Below are 19,713 nucleotides of genomic sequence, written 5' to 3' on the forward strand. Positions count from 1 at the left end.
TCCCGCCAGGGGCCGGCACGCCCGGGGGCGTCACGACTGGAAGTCGATGACCAGGCGGGTGGGGTTCTGCAGTGTGGTGACCGTGTAGGGGCGCTCGCGGTCCAGGCCGATGACGTACTGGGCGTCGGCCTCGAAGGTGCCGGTGTCCTTCACACCGGCGATGTAGCCGGCGGCCCCGGCGACGGGGCCGGGCGGGGGACCCTCGAGATCCATCTTCACGCCGTGGATCATCACCACGAGCGCGACGTTTCCGGGGTACTCGACGGGGAAGCCGGAACCCTGCTGGGCGGGCTCCTTCGAGTAGGACGTGTGATAGCCCGGGTCGCCGGCGCCGTCGCCGTCGAACTCGAAGACCACGCGGTCGTAGCCGTCGTGCTCGCCGACGCGGGTGTCGACGATGTTGAGGCTGTCCATTTTGGTGGGCATGTGCTCCTTGTCCGCGGTGCCCGCCGCGGCGAAGGCCGCCGCGTCCGGCGAGTCGTCGGCGGGGGTCTCAGCGGGGGCCTCGGCGGCCTGGCTGGTCGAGGGCGCGGACTGCGTCTCGGGGGAGGCGGCGATGGTGGTCAGTTCGGCCTGGGTGGAGGTCGTCTCCGCCTCGCCGTCATCGCTCGAGCAGCCTGTGAGCACCAGGGCGGTGGCCCCGAGAGCGGCGACGACGGCTGTGGTGCGGTGGTGGTCGCGGTGAGGATGTGCTCTCAGTGTCATAAGGCCAGGGTACGCGAGGGGAGCGCCGGACGCGGACGAACGGTGTGCCTGGCCTAGACTGTCGGGGCAGAAGGACGTTGGACCCGATCGATCGAGGAGGACACTAATGACGGTCAAGGTGGGAGTGCTCGGCGCGCAGGGGCGCGTCGGCTCGGTGATGGCCCAGGCCGTGCGCGACGCGGAGGACCTGGAGCTGGTCGCGGAGGTCGACCACGACGACGACCTTCAGGTGCTCGTCGACAGCGGCGCGGAGGTCGTCATCGACTTCACTGTGCCGGACGCCGTGATGGGCAACCTCGAGTTCTGCGTCAACCACGGCATCCACGCCGTGGTGGGCACCACCGGCTTCACCGCCGAGCGCATCGAGAAGGTGCGCTCCTGGTGCGGGGCCAACCCGGCCACCGGCGTGCTCATCGCGCCGAACTTCGCCGTCTCCGCGGTGCTGACCATGGCCTTCGCCCGCCACGCCGCCCGCTTCTTCGACTCGGCCGAGGTCGTGGAGTTCCACCACCCGAACAAGCTGGACGCCCCCTCGGGCACCGCCGTGCACACCGCCGAGGGCATCGCCGCGGTCCGCCGCGAGGCCGGCATGCCCCCGGCCCCCGACGCGACCGCCCAGGCGCTCGACGGCGCCCGCGGCGCCGACGTCGACGGGGTGCCGGTGCACGCCGTGCGCATGCAGGGCATGAACGCCCACGAGGAGGTCATCTTCGGCTCGCAGGGCCAGACCCTGACCATCCGCCAGGACTCTTACGACCGCACCTCCTTCGTTCCCGGCGTGCTGCTGGGTGTCCGCGAGATCGCCGCCCACCCGGGCCTGAGCGTCGGACTCGACTCCTACCTGGGGCTGTAGAACGTGGCACGTTCCGCTTCGCTCGACGTGCAGCTGATCGCCTGCACCAGTTTCACCCCGCCGGCCGACGTCGACTGGTTCGCCGACGAGACGGCCACCGACGCCGAGGCGCTCATCGAGTTCGCCGGGCGCGCCTGCTACGAGACCTTCGACAAGCCGAACCCGCGCACCCGCGCCAACGCCGCCTACCTGCACCACGTGCTCGAGGTCGGCCACACCGCGCTGCTCGAGCACGCCACGGCGACGCTCTACGTGCGCGGCCTGTCGCGCTCGGCCAGCCATGAGCTGGTGCGCCACCGCCACTTCTCCTTCTCCCAGCTCTCGCAGCGCTTCGTGCACGCGGGCGACGCGGAGGTGGTGGTCCCGCCGCTGATCGCGGAGGACGAGGAGCTCAACCGGCTGATGATGCGCGCCGTCGACGAGTCGCGCTTCGCCTACAACGAGCTACTCGACGCCCTCGAGGAGCGCCTCGACGGCGAGCCGAACGCGCTGCTGCGCAAGAAGCAGGCCCGGCAGGCCGCCCGCGCGGTGCTGCCCAACGCCACCGAGACCCGGCTCCTGGTCACCGGCAACTTCCGCGCCTGGCGCCACTTCATCGGCATGCGCGCCACCGAGCACGCCGACGTCGAGATCCGGTCCCTGGCCGTGGCCTGCCTGAAGCTGCTGCGCGAGAACGCCCCCGTGGTCTTCTCCGACTTCGAGATCGCCGAGCTCGCCGACGGCTCCGAGATGGCCACCAGCCCCTACGTCACCGACTTCTGAGTCGGCGCCCCTCGGGGGCGGGGCGGGGTGCCGTCAAGGGGAGCGGGGGTACCGGTCGGGGGACAGGCGGCGCGCCCGGGGCGGGCTGGTGCGGCCCCGGAGGCGCGAGCCAGGTACTCTGTTGCCCATGAGTACAGGTTTGACAGCTAAGAACGGTGCCGACGTCTTCGGCACCGTCTGCGTCGCGATGGTCACGCCGTTCGACGCGGACGGGAACCTCGACCTCGAGGCCGGCCGCAAGCTCGCGGCCCACCTCGTCGACAAGGGGTGCGACGGCCTGGTACTCGCCGGCACGACCGGCGAGTCGCCGACCACCACCGTCGAGGAGAAGCTGTCCCTGCTCAAGGCGGTCAAGGACGAGGTGGGCGACCGCGCCCGCATCATCGCCGGCGCGGGCACGAACAACACCCGCGCCTCGGTCGAGCTGGCCAAGGCCTCCGCCGAGGCCGGCGCCGACACGCTGCTCGTGGTCACGCCCTACTACTCGAAGCCCTCTCAGGAGGGTGTCTACCTGCACTTCAAGGCGGTGGCCGCGGCCACCGACCTGCCGGTGTGCCTCTACGACATCCCCGGTCGATCCGGCATCCCGATCACCTCGGAGACCATCCGTCGCCTCGCCGAGCTGGACACCGTCCAGGCCGTCAAGGACGCCAAGGGTAACGTCTCCGCCGCGACCCGCCTCATCGGCGAGACCGGCCTGGCCTGGTACTCGGGGGACGACCCCCTGAACCTGCCGTGGCTGTCCGTCGGCGCGAGCGGTTTCATCTCCGTGATCGGGCACGTCGCCCCCGCGCAGCTGCGCGAGATCTACGACGCCTTCGACAACGGCGACCTCGTCCGTGCCCGCACCATCAACGCCCAACTGAATCCGCTGGTCCAGGCGCAGGCCCGTCTGGGCGGCGTCGCCATGGCCAAGGCCGCCCTGCGTCTGCAGGGCATCGAGGTCGGCGATCCGCGCCTCCCCATCCCTGCCCCCACGGCGGCTGAGGTGGACCAGCTCCGAGAAGACATGCAGAAAGCTGGAGTCCTATAAATATGAGTGAGACCCGTAACCGCGCCCGGAAGGTGACCCGCAAGGCCGGTCCGCCGGAGCAGAACTCCGACGCCGCGCCCGCCTTCAAGGCGCCCGCCGGCGACGGCGGTAACGGTAACGGCAACGGCCACGGCAAGAACGGTGGCGGTGGCAACGGTGGCAACGGCCACGCGAACGGCAACCACGGCAACGGCCGCGGCAACGGCGGCAACGGCCGCGGCAACCGCAAGGGCCGCGGCCGTCGCGGCGGCCGGGGCGGCAACCGCGGCCAGCGCAACCCCGTGAAGTCGATGCAGGGTGCCGACCTGACCAAGCGTCTGCCGGAGCCGCCGAAGGCCCCGAAGAACGGCCTGCGCATCTACGCGCTGGGCGGCATCTCCGAGATCGGCCGCAACATGACGGTCTTCGAGTACAACAACCGCATCCTCATCGTGGACTGCGGCGTGCTCTTCCCGTCCTCCGGCGAGCCGGGCGTGGACCTGATCCTGCCCGACTTCGGCCCCATCGAGGATAAGCTGGACCGCGTCGAAGCCCTGGTGATCACCCACGGTCACGAGGACCACATCGGCGCCATCCCGTGGCTGCTCAAGCTGCGCCCGAACCTGCCGATCATCGGCAGCAAATTCACGCTGGCCCTGATCGCCGCCAAGTGCAAGGAGCACCGTCAGCGTCCGAAGCTGATCGAGGTCTCGGACACCTCCGAGGAGAACCGCGGGCCGTTCAACCTGCGCTTTTGGAACGTCAACCACTCGATCCCGGACTGCCTGGGCATCGTCATCAAGACGGGCGCCGGCCTGGTCATCCACACCGGCGACATCAAGCTGGACCAGACCCCGACCGGCGGTAAGCCGACCGACCTGCCGGCGCTGTCGCGCTTCGGCGACGAGGGCGTCGACCTGATGCTCTGCGACTCGACGAACTCGACCACCCCGGGTGTCTCCGCCTCCGAGGCCGAGATCCGCCCGACCCTCAAGCGCCTGATCACCGAGGCCAAGCAGCGCATCATCCTCGCGTCCTTCGCCTCGAACGTCTACCGCGTGCAGGCCGCCGTCGACGCCGCCGTGGCCGCCGGCCGCAAGGTCGCCTTCAACGGCCGCTCGATGATCCGCAACATGGAGATCGCCGAGCGCATGGGCTACCTCAAGGCCCCGCGCGGCACCATCGTCTCCATCGACGACGCCGCCAAGATGGCCCCGCACAAGGTCGTGCTGATCACCACCGGCACCCAGGGCGAGCCGATGGCCGCCCTGTCGCGCATGGCCCGCCGTGAGCACCGCCAGATCACCGTCCGCGACGGCGACCTGATCATCCTGTCCTCGTCGCTGGTCCCCGGCAACGAGGAGGCCGTCTTCGGCGTGATCAACATGCTCGCGCAGATCGGCGCGACCGTGGTGACCAGCCGCGACGCGAAGGTGCACACCTCCGGCCACGGCTACGCCGGCGAGCTGCTCTTCCTCTGGAACGCCGCCCGCCCGCGCAACGCCATGCCGGTCCACGGCGAGTGGCGCCACCTGCGCGCCAACAAGGAGTTGGCCATCTCGACCGGCGTGCCCGAGGACCGCACGGTGCTCGCGCAGAACGGCGTCGTCGTCGACCTGGTCGACGGCCGCGCCCGCGTCGTCGGCCAGATCCCGGTCGGCCACCTCTACGTGGACGGCACCACCATGGGCGAGGTCGACGCCGACGTGCTCGCCGACCGCACCTCGCTGGGCACCGGAGGAGTGGTCGACATCACCGCCGTGATCGACAACCGCACCGGCCGCCTGCTCGAGGCGCCCCTGGTCCAGACCAAGGGCTTCTCCGAGGACGACCGCGGCGTGGTCCCGGAGGTCCGCGAGCTCGTCGAGAACACGATGAACGACCTCGCGGCCGAGGGCGAGAACGACCCCTACCGCATGGTCCGCCAGCTGCGCCGCAAGGTCTCCCGCTTCGTGGAGCAGAAGTGGCGCCGCGAGCCGATGGTGCTGCCGACGGTCATCCCGATGACCGGCGAGCCGGACGAGCCCGTCACCGACGAGGACATCGAGGCCTCCCGGGAGTCGCTCTAAGCGGCGGTAGGGTGGGGCCATGACTTTCGCCATGGCTGAACGCCGCCGTCTGGCCGAGCTCCTGCTGGAGCTCGGACCGGACGCCCCCACGCTCTGCGAGGGCTGGACCACCCGAGACCTCGCCGCGCACCTCTGGGTGCGCGAACACCGCCCGGACGCGGCGGCGGGAATGTTCCTGCCGCCCGCGTCCGGGCATCTGCGTAACGTGACCGCCGACGTGCTCGGCGGCGACTACGCGCAGACCGTGCGCGACTGGGCCGCCGGCGCCCCGCGCTGGAACCCGATGCACTGGCTGGACCGGGCGGTCAACACCGCCGAGAACTTCGTCCACCACGAGGACGTCCGTCGCGCCGACGGCACCGCCCGCCCGCGCGACTTCTCCCGCGTGGTCGACGACGAGCTGTGGGCTGCCGTGGGCCGGATGGGCACCATGCTGCTGCGCTCCTCGGGAAAGCCCGTCATCCTCACCGTCCCGGGGCGCACGCCCGTGGTCGCCGCCCGGGGCCGCGGGGTCGCCGAGCAGGGCGACGACGTCGTGCGGGTGACCGGCGAGCCCGGCGAGCTGCTGCTGTGGGCGTTCGGCCGCGACGCCGTCGACGTCGAGATCGGCGGCGACGAGGCCGCGGTCAATCGATCAAGTCTCTGAACTTTACCTCCCGACACCCCGTGTGTCTGGTGTGAATGGTGGGGCACCGGCAACTAGAGTGAACGGCATGACAGTGAGCAGTTCCACGCACCGTTCGGAGCGGACGGCCCGCTCGGGTCCGTCGACGCGCCGGCCCCCGCGGGCCCGGCGTCGCGACCGTGACCCCGGCACGACCACCACGTCCGCCTTCCGCGCTGCCGACACCTCCGAAGAGAGGACCGGCAGCGCCTTTCGCGCTGTGGGATCGATGCTTCGCTTCGGGGGTCGCGGCCCGCGCCGCGAGGACCCCGTCGAAGAAGCGGCCGAGGACAAGAGGAAGAAGAGGAAGTCCCGCCAGATGACCACCGAGGAGGCCCCTCGCGAGGACGAGACCGAACCGGCGGAGGCCGGTGACCGCACCGACGCCGTCGCGCTTACCCTGATCGGCCTGGCCGTCGTCATCGGCGCCTCGGTCTGGCTCGACATCGCCGGGCCCGTCGGTGCCGCCATCGCCACCGGCGTGCAGATGGTCATCGGCGCCGGCGCCTTTGTGCTGCCCGTCGCCCTCGTCGCCCTCGCCGTGGCCATGATGGCCGGTGCGCTCGACCTGCGGTCTACCCCGCTGCGCGCCACCGGGGGAGCGGCGCTCATCGTGGTGGCCATGCTCGGCCTGATCCACATCTTCGCCGGCGACCCGGCCGACTGGGCCGGGCGCAAGGACGCCGGCGGCGCCGTCGGCCTGCTCGTCGGCGGCCTGCTCACCGGCGGCTTCAACGTCGTGGCGATCCCGCTGCTCATCCTCGTGATCATCTGGGGCGCACTCTGCGTCACCGGCATCACCGTGCGCGAGGCCTGGGACTACCTCGTCGGCGCCATCCGCGGCTCCCTGGACGCCGGACGCGTCGACGAGGGCGCGGACGACGACGACATCTACGGCGCCGTCGACGGCGAGCTCGAGCGCCGCGCCGGCGGCGACGAGCCGCGCGCCGTCCACCCGGGGGAGGCGGAGACGCCGCAGCCGCGCGCCCGCCGCAAGCCTGCGCGACGTCGTCAATCGAAGCGACGCCCCAGCCCCATGGAGGCCTACCCGGTCGCCGGGGACGAGGCCGCCGCCGCGCAGTACACCCTCTTCGACGGCGGCGCCTCCGAGGCCGACACCGGCGAGATCCCGGTCGTCGACACCCCGGAGCCGCAGGACGCCGCCACCCGCGTGCTGCCCGCGCAGCAGGCCGCGAAGCCCGCCAAGAAGAAGGCGCCCAAGAAGGCCGCGCCCCACCAGGCCCCCGCCGCGCCACAGGAGGACGCCGGCGACGCCGTCGGCCAGTCCCGCGAGGCCATGCGCCAGGCCATCGTCGCCCGCTCCGGCATCGACGCCGCCGCTGTGCCCGCCTCCACGCCGAAGAGCGAGACGCAGCCTAAGCCCGAGCAGCCGGTGGAGATGCGCAGCCCCGTCGGCGAGGCCGACTACGAGCTGCCGCCGACCAGCCTGCTCGTCGACGGCGACCCGCCGAAAACCCGCTCGGCGGTCAACGACCGCATGATCGAGGCGATCACCGAGGTCTTCGCCGAGTTCCACGTCGACGCCGCCGTCACCGGCTTCTCGCGCGGCCCGACGGTCACCCGCTACGAGGTCGAGCTGGGCCCGGGCGTCAAGGTCTCCAAGATCACCAACCTGCAGTCCAACCTCGCCTACGCGGTGGCCACCGACAACGTCCGCCTGCTCACCCCGATCCCCGGCAAGTCCGCCGTGGGCATCGAGGTGCCGAACACGGACCGCGAGCTGGTCCGCCTGGCCGACGTCCTCAACGCCCCGGCGGTGGCCGGCAACCACGACCCGATGCTCATCGGCCTGGGCAAGGACATCGAGGGCGACTTCATCTCCGCCTCCGTGCAGAAGATGCCGCACCTGCTGGTCGCGGGCTCCACCGGCTCCGGTAAGTCGGCCTTCGTCAACTCCATGCTGGTCTCGCTGCTCACGCGCGCCACCCCGGAGGAGGTCCGCCTGATCCTGGTGGACCCGAAGATGGTCGAGCTGACCCCGTACGAGGGCATCCCGCACCTGATCACCCCGATCATCACCCAGCCGAAGAAGGCCTCGGCGGCCCTGCAGTGGCTCGTCGAGGAGATGGAGCAGCGCTACCTGGACATGAAGTCCGCGCGCGTGCGCCACATCAAGGACTTCAACCGGAAGGTCCGCTCCGGCGAGGTCACCGCCCCGGCGGGCTCGCAGCGCGAGTACCACCCGTACCCGTTCATCGTCTGCGTGGTCGACGAGCTGGCCGACCTGATGATGACGGCGCCGAAGGAGATCGAGGACTCCATCGTGCGCATCACCCAGAAGGCGCGCGCGGCCGGCATCCACCTGGTGCTGGCCACCCAGCGCCCCTCGGTGGACGTGGTCACCGGCCTGATCAAGACCAACGTGCCTTCGCGCCTGGCTTTCGCCACCTCCTCGCTGACCGACTCGCGCGTCATCCTGGACCAGGGCGGCGCGGAGAAGCTCATCGGCATGGGCGACGCCCTGTTCATCCCGCAGGGCGCCGGCAAGCCGCAGCGCCTCCAGGGCGCCTTCGTCACCGACGACGAGATCCAGCGCGTGGTCGATGCGACCAAGGCGCAGGCCGAGCCGCACTACGCGGAGGGCGTCACGGAGGACAAGCAGTCCGACGCGAAGAAAGAGATCGACGAGGAGATCGGCAAGGACATGGACGACCTCCTCGAGGCCGTCGAGCTCGTCGTCACCTCGCAGCTGGGCTCCACCTCGATGCTGCAGCGCAAGCTGCGCGTCGGCTTCGCCAAGGCCGGCCGCCTGATGGATCTCATGGAGACCCGCGGCGTCGTCGGCCCCTCGCAGGGCTCCAAGGCCCGCGACGTGCTGGTCAAGCCCGAGGAGCTCGACACGATCATCTGGATGATCAAGGGCGCCGACCCCGCCGAGGCGCCCAAGGAGGTCGAGGAGGCGTCGATTGACGACGCCGCGCCCGGCACCGCGGGCGGTTCCGAGGACGTGCGCGTCGTGGACGCCGCCGGTCACAACCCCTCGGGCGGGGCGGTCTGACGGCGCCTGCGTGAGCCGGGTGCCCGTGCGGGCACCCGGCATGTAGGATGATCCCCCATGGAGGGGAGTACCCCGCCCCACGGTCCTCATCGTCAGCACGGCGCCGCCTTCGGCGCCCGGTAGGGCCGGCTCGCGCGGCGAGTGGGGGAGACCTCCGGTTCTCAAGCGACTTCGCGACCGGAGGTTTGTGTCTCTATGACTGTCCCGTTCTGGATCTGGGCGGTCACCATCCTGGTGATCCTCGGGTTCTTCGTCTTCGACTTCTACTCCCACGTGCGCACCCCGCACGAGCCCACCATCAAGGAGGCCGCCTGGTGGTCGGCCTTCTACGTGGGCCTGGCGCTGGCCTTCGGCGTCTTCGTCTACGTGGTCTGGACCCACCAGCACGGCGTCGAGTTCCTCACCGGCTACGTCACCGAGAAGGCGCTCAGCGTCGACAACCTCTTCGTCTTCGCGCTGATCATGGGCGCCTTCCAGATCCCGCGCAAGTACCAGCAGAAGGTACTGCTCATCGGCATCGCGCTGGCGCTTTTCTTCCGTCTGCTGTTCATCCTGGCCGGCGCCGCGGTCATCGAGGCCTGGTCGGACGTCTTCTACATCTTCGGCATCTTCCTGCTGGTCACCGCCGCCAAGATGGTCATCGACGAGGTCCGCGACGCCCCGCCGACCGACCCGAACGACATGTGGGTCATCAAGATGCTGCGCAAGGTCGTGCCGGTCACCTCGGGCTACGAGAAGGACCACCTGATCGTCCACAAAAAGAGCCAGCACGCCTTCACCCCGCTGCTGGTGGCGCTCATCGCCATCGGGCTGATCGACGTGCTCTTCGCCCTCGACTCGATCCCGGCGATCTACGGCATCACCACCGAGGCCTACCTGGTGTTCACCACCAACGCGTTCTCGCTGCTGGGCCTGCGCCAGATGTACTTCCTGCTCGACGGCCTGCTCGACCGCCTGGTGTACCTGTCCTACGGCCTCTCGGTCATCCTGGGCTTCATCGGCATCAAGCTGCTGCTGCACGCCCTGCACGAGAACAACCTGCCGTTCATCAACGGCGGTGACAACGTCTACGCCGCCCCCGAGGTCGGCACGGAGTTCTCGCTGATCTTCATCGTGGTCGTGCTCACGATCACGGTCGTCGCGTCGATCTGGAAGAACAAGCGCGACGAGGCCCAGGGTGCCGTCGACACCCGGGCCAAGGCCCCCACGGAGTAGCGGCCCCCGACGTAGAAGAAGGCCGGTTCCCGCGGGGACCGGCCAGGGGGCGGGGGACTAGCCCCAGATGTTGAGCACCGGATTCCAGGGGCGTACGGTGCGCTTCTGGATCAGCCCGGCGACGGTGAACGGGTCGTCGTCCATGACCTTCTCCGCGTCGGCGACGCCGGCGCCCTCCTCGAGCGAGATCACGATCAGCGCGCCGCCCTCGGCGTCGGTGAACGGGCCGGAGCCGATCAGGCGCCCGGAGTCGAGCAGGGAGCGCAGGAACTTGCGGTGCTCGGGGCGGGTCTCGGCGATGGCGGGGTTCTCGGGGTCGTACTCGTAGAGGACTGCGAAGGTGTTCATGGGACGATCCTAGACCCGGGTAGGGTGGTGGGCGTGTCCACGTCCCCATCGCCCGCCGCGAGGCCGAGCAATCTCAACCTGCCCAATGTGCTGACCAGCCTGCGCATCCTGTTCGTGCCGGTCTTCGCGTGGCTCGTGCTGCGCTCCGGTGGCGAGGAGCTCGGCTGGATGTGGGCGGCCTTCGCCCTCTTCGTCGCGCTGATGATCACCGACAAGCTCGACGGCGACATCGCGCGAGCCCGCGGCCTGATCACCGACTTCGGCAAGATCGCCGACCCCATCGCCGACAAGGCGCTGATGATCACCGCCCTGGTCTGCCTGAACCTGACCGCCGGGCTGAGCTGGTGGGCCACCGGCATCATCGTCGTGCGCGAGCTGGGCATCACCGCCTGGCGGATGGTGCAGCTGCGCCGCGGCCGTGTGGTGCCCGCCTCCAAGGGCGGCAAGATCAAGACCGCCCTGCAGTCGGTCGCCGTCGGCCTCTACCTGTGCCCGCTGCCCGACTGGATGGACTGGCCCTCGCGCGCCGTGATGTGGGCGGCCGTGCTCGTCACCGCCGTCACCGGCATCCAGTACCTCGTCGACTCCCACCGCGAGAACAGGGCGGGTACCCGGTGAACGGCGCCCGGGAGATCCTGCGCGTACTGGGGGAGCGCGGCGAGACCCTCGGCTTCTGCGAGTCGCTGACGGCCGGCCTGGCCTGCGCGACGGTCGCCGACGTCCCCGGCGCCTCCGCCGTGCTGCGCGGCGGGCTGGTCACCTACGCCACCGACTTAAAGGGCAGCCTGGCGCTTGTCGACGCCGCGGTGCTCGCCCGGTGCGGTCCCGTCGCCGCCGAGACGGCGGCCGGCATGGCCGAGGGTGCACGCGAGCGCCTCGGCTGTGACTGGGCGGTGTCGTTGACGGGCGTGGCCGGGCCCGAGCCCCAGGACGGGCACCCCGTCGGCGAGGTCCACCTGGGACTCGCGCATGTGGGGGAGTCCACCCGCACCCGTCGGGTGGACCTGGACGGCTCGCGCGCGCAGATCCGCGCGGCGGCCGTGGACGCGGCCCTCGGCTTCCTGGCCGAGGCGCTCGCGGCCTAGGTTCTTGCTCTGCCTACCCGGTCGGTCTCACTCGGCCGGCATCTCGGTGAGTTCCTCGACGGCCTCGTCGATGGCCTCCTCGATGGCCATGGAGCCGGCGGCCTCGATGAGGACGTCGGCCAGCGAGACGCCGAGTCCGTGGCAGACGGCGGCGAGCAGTTCGGAGGAGGCCTCCTTGCGGCCGCGCTCGATCTCGGAGAGGTAGCCGGGGGAGACCCGGGCGGTCTCGGCGAGCTCGCGCAGCGTGACGTTGCGGTCGCGGCGGAACCCGCGCAGCGCCTCGCCGAGCGCGGCACGCAGGAGCGGCTCGGGGCGGCGCCGGCGGGTGTGCGCGGGCGCCTGGGCGGTCATGACAGCGGTATCGGTGAGCATCACTATCTATAACGGCCGGGACGCCGGTTTTGTTCCCTGCGGTGTTTTGTCGCGGCCGTGGTTTATCATGGGGGGCAATTCAGACCGCCGACCGAAGCAGGAGGCCGACCACTCTCATGGCGAACCCGTTCAAGAAGTTCTGGAACTACCTCATGGCACTCTTCGACAACAAGATCGAGGAGAACGCCGACCCGAAGGTGCAGATCCAGCAGGCCATGGAGGAGGCGCAGCGTCAGCACCAGGAGCTCTCGCAGCAGGCCGCCGCCGTGATCGGCAACCAGCGCCAGCTCGAGATGCAGCTCAACCGCCGCCTCGGCGAGATCGAGAAGCTGCAGGCCAACACCAAGCAGGCCCTCAAGCTCGCCGACAAGGCGCGTGCGGACGGCGACGAGCGCAAGGCCGTCGAGTACGAGAACGCCGCCGAGGCCTTCGCCGCACAGCTGGTCACCGCCGAGCAGTCGGTGGAGGACACCAAGAAGCTGCACGACCAGGCGATCCGCCAGGCCGAGCAGGCCAAGGCCGCCGTCGAGCGCAACGCCGCCCAGCTCCAGCAGAAGGTCGCCGAGCGCTCCAAGCTGCTCAGCCAGCTCGAGCAGGCCAAGATGCAGGAGAAGGTCGCCGAGTCCGTCCAGTCGATGAACTCGCTGACCCAGCAGGGCTCTTCGCCGAACCTGGACCAGGTCCGCGAGAAGATCGAGCGCCGCTACGCCAACGCCCTGGGCCAGGCCGAGCTCGCGGAGAACTCCGTCGAGGCCCGCATGGCCGAGGTCCAGCAGGCCGGCGTGCAGATGGCCGGCCACTCGCGCCTGGAGCAGATCCGCGCCGAGATGAACGGCGAGAACGAGGTCACCTCCGGCCCGAAGCGCGAGGCCATCGAGGGTGGTGCCCCCGACACCTCGAACGTCAGCCAGGATGCCGTCGCCCGCCGTATGCGCGAGCTGCGCGGCGAGTAGTACGTCGCGGCTAGTCCGCACAAAGCCGGAAGAACGGTGGCCCTCCAGGGACACCGTTCTTTTTGTTGAGGGGCAGGTCAGTCGGCCGCGGCCAGGCGCCCGGCGTCAGTCACCCGCCCCGCGCGCGGCGAGCGCCTCGGCGAGAGCGCGGGCGCGCCGCAGCGAGCGCACGATGACGGGGGTGGCCACCGCGGTCAGCGAGAAGCCCGCCCCGCGGGCCCGCCGGGCGTCGAGGACGTCGCCGACGGTGGCCAGCTGCAGGGGGATCAGGCGCAGGGTCAGCGAGAGCGCCAGCGCGATGTTCTCGGCCGGCACGCCGAAGCGCTTGAGCGGCCGCAGCCCGTGCTCCACGGCGTCGAGGAGCTCCTCGATGGTCGTGGTCAGCGGAAGCAGGCCCGCGCCCATGATCGAGCAGCCGAGCAGCCCCACGGTCACCGCGCCGGTGACCAGGTCGTTCTGCCACCACTGGAAGGCGCCGAGCACCAGCAGCAGGGGCAGCGGGGCGGCGATCTGTGACCACGCGGCCGCCCACGGGATACGCGCGACGAGGTAGCCGACGGCGACGATGACCGCGCAGAGGGCCACCCCGAGCGGGCTGCGCCCGAAGATGGTGGCCAGCAGGATGAAGAGGGTCACCACGATCAGCTTCAGGCCTGCGTCGGCGCGGTGGATGACCGTGTCGCCGGGCACGTGCACGCCGAGCGGCACCGCGCGCGGCATCATCCGCATGCGTGCCATCAGCGCTCCATGTCCGCGACATAGCGCGCGATGGTCTCGCGCGGCTCTCCGTCGGCGACGATCCCGCCGTCGCCCAGGTAGATCACCCGGTCGGCGTCGGCGACCAGGTCGAGGTCGTGGGTGACCACGATCAGCTGCTGGTCGAGGCCGGCGAAGACGTCGTGGATCATGCGGCGGTTGCGCAGGTCCAGCAGCGTCGTCGGCTCATCGGCGATGACGGTCTCCGGCTCGGTGACGAGCACGGCGGTCAGCGCCAGGAGCTGCTTCTGCCCGCCCGAGAGCAGGTGCGGGGACTGGTCGGCGTGGCCGGCCAGTCCGAAGCGCTCCAACGCCGCGCGTGCCCGCTCGCGTCGTTCGGCGCGGGGCAGTCGCATCCGCCGCAGGGAGAACGCGACGTCGTCAATCACGCTGGGCATGACGATCTGGTTGTCCGCGTCGGAGAAGATGAACCCGACCTTGCGGCGCACCTCGCGGCCGTCCTTGACGGGGTCGAGGCCGTCGACGCGCACGGTGCCGGAGGTCGGCTCGCCCAGCCCGTTGATCAGGCGGGCGAGCGTCGACTTGCCGGAGCCGTTGGCGCCGATGATGCCGATGCGGTGCTCGGTGAGGTTGAGGGAGACGCGGTCGAGGACGAGGCGTTCCTCGAACTCGACCGAGACGTCAGTGAACTCGATCGCGGGCATCGGTGTCCCGGGCGCGGTTGGGTCGACGCAGCAGGTCGGGGAAGGCGGCGTGGACGCCGAGGGCGACGATGACCATCACGACGCACTTGGCGGCGTCCGGGACCAGGAAGGGGATCTGGCCGCCGGCCGCGGCGACCAGGCCGATGCGGGAGCTGATCATGAGGCCCACGATGCCGCAGGCGTACTGGCAGACCAGGGCGAGGGCGGCGGCGAGGATGAACCAGCCGATCTGCTCGCCGCGGCGGCCCGGGCGGGCGCGGTAGGCGATCAGGCCGGCGACGAAGGCGGAGACCAGGTAGCCGACGATGTAGCCGACGGTCGGACCGCCCAGGGCGCTGATGACGGTGCGGCCGCCCGCGAGCACGGGCAGGACCAGGCCGATGACGAGGAAGAGGGCGACGGAGAGGAAGCCGCGCCGCGCGCCGAGCACGAGGCCGGCGAGGATGATGACCGCGTTCTGCAGCACGATCGGCACACCGAGGGCGCCGACCGGGATGGAGACGAAGGCGAATACGATGATCAGGGCTGCGAAGACGGCGCAGTAGGCGACGTCGAGAAGTTTGTTTCTCTGAGGCATGTGCACAGCATATCCTGAACGCCGTTTAAGAGAAATCCCCGGGGTTCGGGGGTAGTCCCGGGGCTCGAGGGGAATCCCGGGGGGTCGCGGACGCGCGTGCGTGCCGCGCCGTATGATCGTGCCCATGCGACTGACCGCCTTCCACCGCCTCGTCGCCGACGAGTTCGGCACCGAGAGCGGCGACTTCATCCTCCACTCGCACGTGCTCGCCGACCACGGCGCCACGGCTGAACAGTTGCTCGAGAGGGGAGTGGACCCCCGTGAGATCTGGCTGGCCCTGTGCGCCGACTTCGAGGTGCCCGAGGAGCGTCGGCTCGGCCGCGACGACTGAGCGGCGCGTCGCGTTGAATTCGAACAGGCGTGCGTGTACTTTCGAACGCGACGCCCGGGACGGTCCCGCCACGCGGTTAGTGTGTGGAGCCGTACGGACCCGTCGGAGGGTCTAACAGAGGTGAGGGGTGGCCGCGGCCGTCCCGGACACCCGACGAACGAGAAGAAGAGGCACCCCAACCATGGCGAAGACGACCAAGAAGAAGGCCGCCGCTGCCGACGACCGGCAGAAGGCGCTCGACGCGGCCCTGGCCCAGATCGAGAAGGGTTACGGCAAGGGCGCGGTGATGCGCCTGGGCGACGAGAGCCGGCCGCCGATCAGCGCGATCTCCTCGGGCAACACGGCCATCGACGTCGCGCTCGGCGTCGGCGGTTTCCCGCGCGGCCGTGTCGTCGAGATCTACGGCCCGGAGTCCTCGGGTAAGACCACCGTGGCGCTCCACGCGATCGCCTCGGCCCAGAAGGAGGGCGGTATCGCCGCCTTCATCGACGCCGAGCACGCGCTCGACCCGGAGTACGCCCGCGCCCTCGGCGTGGACACCGACGCCCTGCTGGTCTCCCAGCCGGACACCGGCGAGCAGGCCCTCGAGATCGCCGACATGCTCGTGCGCTCCGGGGCCATCGACATCATCGTCATCGACTCGGTGGCGGCGCTCACCCCGAAGGCCGAGATCGAGGGCGAGATGGGTGACAGCCACGTCGGCCTACAGGCCCGCCTGATGAGCCAGGCGCTGCGCAAGATGGCCGGCGCCCTCTACAACTCCGGCACCACCGCCATCTTCATCAACCAGCTGCGTGAGAAGATCGGCGTCATGTTCGGCTCGCCGGAGACCACCACCGGCGGCAAGGCGCTGAAGTTCTACGCCTCCGTGCGCTGCGACGTCCGCCGTATCCAGACCCTCAAAGACGGCCAGGACGCCATCGGCAACCGCACGCGCCTCAAGGTGGTCAAGAACAAGGTCTCCCCGCCGTTCAAGATCGCCGAGTTCGACATCATCTACGGCGAGGGCATCTCGCGCGAGTCCTCGATCATCGACCTCGGCGTCGAGCAGGGCATCGTCAAGAAGTCCGGCTCCTGGTTCACCTACGAGGGCGACCAGCTCGGCCAGGGCAAGGAGAAGGTGCGCCTCTCGCTCAAGGAGAACAAGGAGCTCGCCGACGAGATCGAGCACAAGATCTTCGTCAAGCTCGGCGTGGGCAAGTACGCCCAGGAGCAGGAGGCAGAGAAGGCCGAGGGCGAGGACTCCGACGCGCTCTCCGATGAGCCGGTCGACGTCGTGCCCAACGTCGACTTCGACGACGAATAACCCGTGGCACCGGACCCCGAACGCCTCGCCCGCGCCGTCGCCGCCCTCGAGGCAGCCGCCGCGGGTGCCAACCCGATCCTCGACGAGGCCGAGGAGGAGGCCAAGGTGGCGGTCCGCGAGCGGGCCCTCGGCCTGCTCGACCAGCGCGCCCGCTCCCGCGCCGAGCTGCGCCGGCGCCTGCAGGACAAGGACTTCGCCGCTGACGTCATCGACTCCGTGCTCGACGACCTCGCCGGCGCCGGCCTGATCGACGACGCCGCCTTCGCCCGCGAGTGGGTGCGCCAGCGCGCCACCCGCCGCGGCAAGTCGCGTCGCATGCTCGACCACGAACTCGAGCGCAAGGGGGTCGGCGCCGGCGAGCGGGCGGCCGCCCTCGACCAGATTGACCCCGAGGACGAGCGCGAACGCGCGCTCACCCTGGCCCGCAAGAAGGCCCGCTCCGTGCGCGAGGCGCCGGCCGACCGCCGCGAGCGCGACAAGGCGCTGCGCCGCATCGTCGGCGTGCTCGCCCGCCGCGGCTTCCCCGAGGGCATGTCGCTCGCGCTGGCCCGCCAGGCCCTCGACGAGCGCCTCGAGGAGCTCGACTAGAACCCGGCTAGTCCTCCGGGCCCGCGGGGGAGACCCCGGGCGCGTCGCCCAGGTTCTCCTCGATCAGCTCCGCGATCTCGCCGTTGTCCCGCATCTCGCGCAGTGCCTCGTCGACGGCCTGCGCCCCGGCCTTGTCACCGGGGTCCAGCCCGATGCCGTAGCGCTCCACGCTCAGCGGCTCGTCGGAGTTTCTCCGGTGCAGCTCGGTCACCCGCAGCCGCGAGGGCTGCTGGTCCGCGTAGCCGGCCAGAACGGCCGCGTCCGTGGTCACCGCGTCCACCTCGCCGGAGCGCAGGGCGCTCACACAGTCCGAATACGTGGGCAGCTCGCGCAGGCGCACCTCGGGGATCTCCTGCTGGACGGTCTGCGCCGGCGTCGAGCCCGTCACCGAGCACAGCGTGCGGCCCTCGAGATCCCCCAGGCCGTCGACGTCGCTGCCGACCTCGACCAGCAATGCCTGGTGGGTCAGCAGGTACGGCCCGGCGAACTGCACCGAGCGGGCGCGCTCCTCGTTGATGGTGTAGCTGGCCACGACCATGTTGACCCGGCCCTGCCGAAGCGAGGTCTCGCGCCGGCCCGTCGGGGTCTCCGTCCAGGTGATCCGCGGGGCGTCCCAGCCGTGGTTCTCGGCGACGTGGCGCAGCACCCGGTCGGCGATCTCCACGTCGAGGCCGCGCATCGTCCCGTCCGGGTCGCGCAGGCCCAGGCCGGGCTGGTCGTACTTGACGCCGACGGCCACGGTGCCCGCGCGCATGTCGGCCAGCAGCCCGTCCTCCGGTTCCTCGGCGCAGGCGGTCAGCGCGGCCAGTGCCGCCACGCAGGCGACGAGCGCCGCGGGCGCCTTCGCGGTCATCGCATCCACCTTCCAGGCCTGAAGTCGGTTCCACTCCAACGGTTCCACTCCAATGTAGCCGCCCCGCCGGAGCGCGCCGCGAAATTGGGCTCGACCTGCCCCACCCCTAGAATGTGCACCCGTGGAATCCCAGACGCTCCGCACCTATGAGGTGCGCACCTTCGGCTGCCAGATGAACGTGCACGACTCCGAGCGCCTCTCCGGCCTGCTCGAATCCGCCGGCTACCGGCGCGCAGCCGAGGACACCGAGCCCGACCTCGTCGTCTTCAACACCTGCGCGGTGCGCGAGAACGCCGACAACCGCCTCTACGGCACCCTCGGCCAGCTCAAGCCGGTCAAGGAGAACCACCCGGGCATGCAGATCGCCGTCGGCGGCTGCCTGGCCCAGAAGGACCGCGAGCACGTCGTCGACCGCGCCCCCTGGGTCGACGTCGTCTTTGGCACCCACAACATGGGCTCCCTGCCGACCCTGCTCGAGCGCGCCGCGCATAACGACCGCGCCGAGGTCGAGATCGCCGACGCCCTCGAGGAGTTCCCCTCCGTGCTGCCGGCGCGGCGCGAGTCCAACTACTCCGGCTGGGTGTCCATCTCCGTGGGCTGCAACAACACCTGCACCTTCTGCATCGTGCCCTCGCTGCGCGGCAAGGAGGCCGACCGCCGCCCCGGCGACATCCTCGCCGAGGTCAAAGCCCTGGTCGACCAGGGCGTCTCCGAGATCACCCTGCTCGGCCAGAACGTCAACGCCTACGGCGTGCACTTCGTCGACGAGTCGCTCGAGCGCGACCGCAGCGCCTTCTCCAAGCTGCTGCGCGCCTGCGGCGAGATCGAGGGCCTGGAGCGCCTGCGCTTCACCTCGCCGCACCCGGCCGAGTTCACCGATGATGTCATCGACGCCATGGCCGAGACCCCGGCGGTCTGCCCGAGCCTGCACATGCCCCTGCAGTCCGGCTCGGACCGCGTGCTCAAGGCGATGCGGCGCAGCTACCGCACGAAGAAGTTCCTGGACATCCTGGACAAGGTCCGCGAGCGCATCCCGCACGCGGCGATCACCACCGACATCATCGTCGGCTTCCCGGGCGAGACCGAGGAGGACTTCCAGGCCACCCTCGACGTAGTCGAGCGCGCCCGCTTCTCCTCGGCGTTCACCTTCCAGTACTCCCCGCGCCCCGGAACCCCGGCCGCGGAGATGGCGGACCAGATCCCCAAGGAGGTCGTCCAGGAGCGCTACGAGCGCCTCGTCGCCCTCCAGGACCGCATCGCCGCCGAGGAGAACGCCAGGCTCGTCGGCCACGAGGTCGAGCTGATCGTCCAGGAGTCCGGCGGCCGCCGCGACAACGAGACCCACCGCCTGTCCGGGCGCGCCCGCGACGGCCGGCTGGTGCACTTCGACCCCGCCGGCGCCGAGGGGGAGATCCGTCCCGGCGACGTGGTCACCGTCGAGGTCACCGAGGCCAAGCCCTACTTCCTGCTCGCCGACTCCGGCGTGCGCACCCACCGCCGCACCCGGGCCGGCGACATGGCCGCCGCCGACAGGAAGCCCGCGACCGTCGGCCTCGGCCTGCCCGGCATCGGCGGCTAGG

At 70.6% G+C, this 19,713-nt stretch carries 21 protein-coding genes; 14 read left to right on the forward strand and 7 right to left on the reverse strand.

Annotation, left to right across the window (positions count from 1 at the left end; all coding sequences use genetic code 11):
• Nucleotides 1-30: 30 nt before the first annotated feature.
• Complete coding sequence (locus QQA02_RS00385) at nt 31-705, reverse strand: AMIN-like domain-containing (lipo)protein (protein ID WP_284773334.1); 675 nt, start codon at nt 703-705, stop codon at nt 31-33.
• Nucleotides 706-811: 106 nt separating this feature from the next.
• Here QQA02_RS00385 and dapB point away from each other — a divergent pair, with 106 nt between their 5' ends.
• The 7 genes from dapB to QQA02_RS00420 all read left to right on the forward strand — a co-directional run bounded on the left by dapB (nt 812) and on the right by QQA02_RS00420 (nt 10,299).
• Entirely contained in the window at nt 812-1,558 is a 747-nt protein-coding gene (gene dapB, locus QQA02_RS00390; protein ID WP_284862935.1) for a 4-hydroxy-tetrahydrodipicolinate reductase, read from the forward strand.
• A gap of 3 nt (nt 1,559-1,561) precedes the next feature.
• Nucleotides 1,562-2,320: an FAD-dependent thymidylate synthase gene (thyX, locus tag QQA02_RS00395; protein ID WP_284773338.1), complete on the forward strand. Its 759-nt coding sequence runs from the start codon at nt 1,562-1,564 to the stop codon at nt 2,318-2,320.
• Between the two features lie 127 nt (nt 2,321-2,447).
• Nucleotides 2,448-3,353: a 4-hydroxy-tetrahydrodipicolinate synthase gene (dapA, locus tag QQA02_RS00400; RefSeq protein ID WP_284773339.1), complete on the forward strand. Its 906-nt coding sequence runs from the start codon at nt 2,448-2,450 to the stop codon at nt 3,351-3,353.
• A 2-nt stretch (nt 3,354-3,355) separates the two neighbouring features.
• Complete coding sequence (locus tag QQA02_RS00405; protein WP_284773340.1) at nt 3,356-5,401, forward strand: ribonuclease J; 2,046 nt, start codon at nt 3,356-3,358, stop codon at nt 5,399-5,401.
• 19 nt (nt 5,402-5,420) lie between these two features.
• A complete protein-coding gene (locus tag QQA02_RS00410) occupies nt 5,421-6,047 on the forward strand; it encodes a TIGR03085 family metal-binding protein (RefSeq protein ID WP_284862936.1) in 627 nt (208 codons plus the stop codon).
• 67 nt (nt 6,048-6,114) lie between these two features.
• A complete protein-coding gene (locus QQA02_RS00415) occupies nt 6,115-9,084 on the forward strand; it encodes a DNA translocase FtsK (RefSeq protein ID WP_284862937.1) in 2,970 nt (989 codons plus the stop codon).
• 195 nt (nt 9,085-9,279) lie between these two features.
• The gene (locus tag QQA02_RS00420) at nt 9,280-10,299 is read left to right on the forward strand and encodes a TerC family protein (RefSeq protein ID WP_284773346.1); all 1,020 of its coding nucleotides are present in this window, start codon (nt 9,280-9,282) and stop codon (nt 10,297-10,299) included.
• A 57-nt stretch (nt 10,300-10,356) separates the two neighbouring features.
• Here QQA02_RS00420 and QQA02_RS00425 read toward each other — a convergent pair whose 3' ends face one another.
• Nucleotides 10,357-10,647, reverse strand: coding sequence for a YciI family protein (locus tag QQA02_RS00425; RefSeq protein WP_284773347.1), 291 nt, complete (start codon nt 10,645-10,647; stop codon nt 10,357-10,359).
• Between the two features lie 27 nt (nt 10,648-10,674).
• Between QQA02_RS00425 and pgsA the strand changes: the two genes are divergently transcribed.
• Nucleotides 10,675-11,265 carry a CDP-diacylglycerol--glycerol-3-phosphate 3-phosphatidyltransferase gene (gene pgsA / locus QQA02_RS00430; protein ID WP_423777740.1) on the forward strand — a complete coding sequence of 197 codons (591 nt, stop codon included), beginning with the start codon at nt 10,675-10,677 and terminating at the stop codon, nt 11,263-11,265.
• On the forward strand, nt 11,262-11,732 hold the full coding sequence (locus tag QQA02_RS00435) for a CinA family protein (protein ID WP_284862938.1): 471 nt from the start codon (nt 11,262-11,264) through the stop codon (nt 11,730-11,732). Before pgsA ends, QQA02_RS00435 begins: the two co-directional genes overlap by 4 nt.
• A 27-nt stretch (nt 11,733-11,759) precedes the next feature.
• Here QQA02_RS00435 and QQA02_RS00440 read toward each other — a convergent pair whose 3' ends face one another.
• Nucleotides 11,760-12,104, reverse strand: a complete 345-nt coding sequence (locus tag QQA02_RS00440) for a helix-turn-helix domain-containing protein (RefSeq protein WP_284773351.1) — start codon at nt 12,102-12,104, stop codon at nt 11,760-11,762.
• 116 nt (nt 12,105-12,220) lie between these two features.
• Between QQA02_RS00440 and QQA02_RS00445 the strand changes: the two genes are divergently transcribed.
• Nucleotides 12,221-13,057: a PspA/IM30 family protein gene (locus tag QQA02_RS00445; RefSeq protein WP_284862939.1), complete on the forward strand. Its 837-nt coding sequence runs from the start codon at nt 12,221-12,223 to the stop codon at nt 13,055-13,057.
• Nucleotides 13,058-13,162: 105 nt separating this feature from the next.
• Here QQA02_RS00445 and QQA02_RS00450 read toward each other — a convergent pair whose 3' ends face one another.
• The 3 genes from QQA02_RS00450 to QQA02_RS00460 are packed head-to-tail and all read right to left on the reverse strand — an operon-like array spanning nt 13,163 to nt 15,055.
• Nucleotides 13,163-13,777 carry an energy-coupling factor transporter transmembrane component T family protein gene (locus QQA02_RS00450; RefSeq protein WP_284863045.1) on the reverse strand — a complete coding sequence of 205 codons (615 nt, stop codon included), beginning with the start codon at nt 13,775-13,777 and terminating at the stop codon, nt 13,163-13,165.
• A gap of 17 nt (nt 13,778-13,794) precedes the next feature.
• Nucleotides 13,795-14,478 carry an energy-coupling factor ABC transporter ATP-binding protein gene (locus QQA02_RS00455; RefSeq protein WP_284773355.1) on the reverse strand — a complete coding sequence of 228 codons (684 nt, stop codon included), beginning with the start codon at nt 14,476-14,478 and terminating at the stop codon, nt 13,795-13,797.
• Nucleotides 14,456-15,055, reverse strand: coding sequence for a biotin transporter BioY (locus QQA02_RS00460; protein ID WP_284773357.1), 600 nt, complete (start codon nt 15,053-15,055; stop codon nt 14,456-14,458). The genes QQA02_RS00455 and QQA02_RS00460 overlap by 23 nt, the downstream gene beginning before the upstream one ends.
• Before the next feature lie 124 nt (nt 15,056-15,179).
• Between QQA02_RS00460 and QQA02_RS00465 the strand changes: the two genes are divergently transcribed.
• The 3 genes from QQA02_RS00465 to QQA02_RS00475 all read left to right on the forward strand — a co-directional run bounded on the left by QQA02_RS00465 (nt 15,180) and on the right by QQA02_RS00475 (nt 17,280).
• A complete protein-coding gene (locus QQA02_RS00465; protein WP_284776259.1) occupies nt 15,180-15,386 on the forward strand; it encodes a DUF3046 domain-containing protein in 207 nt (68 codons plus the stop codon).
• Between the two features lie 181 nt (nt 15,387-15,567).
• Complete coding sequence (gene recA / locus QQA02_RS00470) at nt 15,568-16,692, forward strand: recombinase RecA (protein WP_284862940.1); 1,125 nt, start codon at nt 15,568-15,570, stop codon at nt 16,690-16,692.
• A gap of 3 nt (nt 16,693-16,695) precedes the next feature.
• Nucleotides 16,696-17,280: a regulatory protein RecX gene (locus tag QQA02_RS00475; protein WP_284862941.1), complete on the forward strand. Its 585-nt coding sequence runs from the start codon at nt 16,696-16,698 to the stop codon at nt 17,278-17,280.
• 7 nt (nt 17,281-17,287) lie between these two features.
• Here QQA02_RS00475 and QQA02_RS00480 read toward each other — a convergent pair whose 3' ends face one another.
• Complete coding sequence (locus QQA02_RS00480) at nt 17,288-18,133, reverse strand: glutamate ABC transporter substrate-binding protein (RefSeq protein ID WP_284862942.1); 846 nt, start codon at nt 18,131-18,133, stop codon at nt 17,288-17,290.
• A 121-nt stretch (nt 18,134-18,254) separates the two neighbouring features.
• Between QQA02_RS00480 and miaB the strand changes: the two genes are divergently transcribed.
• On the forward strand, nt 18,255-19,712 hold the full coding sequence (gene miaB / locus QQA02_RS00485; RefSeq protein WP_284862943.1) for a tRNA (N6-isopentenyl adenosine(37)-C2)-methylthiotransferase MiaB: 1,458 nt from the start codon (nt 18,255-18,257) through the stop codon (nt 19,710-19,712).
• Nucleotide 19,713: the final 1 nt, after the last annotated feature.

This window comes from Corynebacterium sp. MSK006, assembly GCF_030232385.1.
In the GTDB taxonomy this organism is placed as follows: domain Bacteria; phylum Actinomycetota; class Actinomycetes; order Mycobacteriales; family Mycobacteriaceae; genus Corynebacterium; species Corynebacterium frankenforstense_A.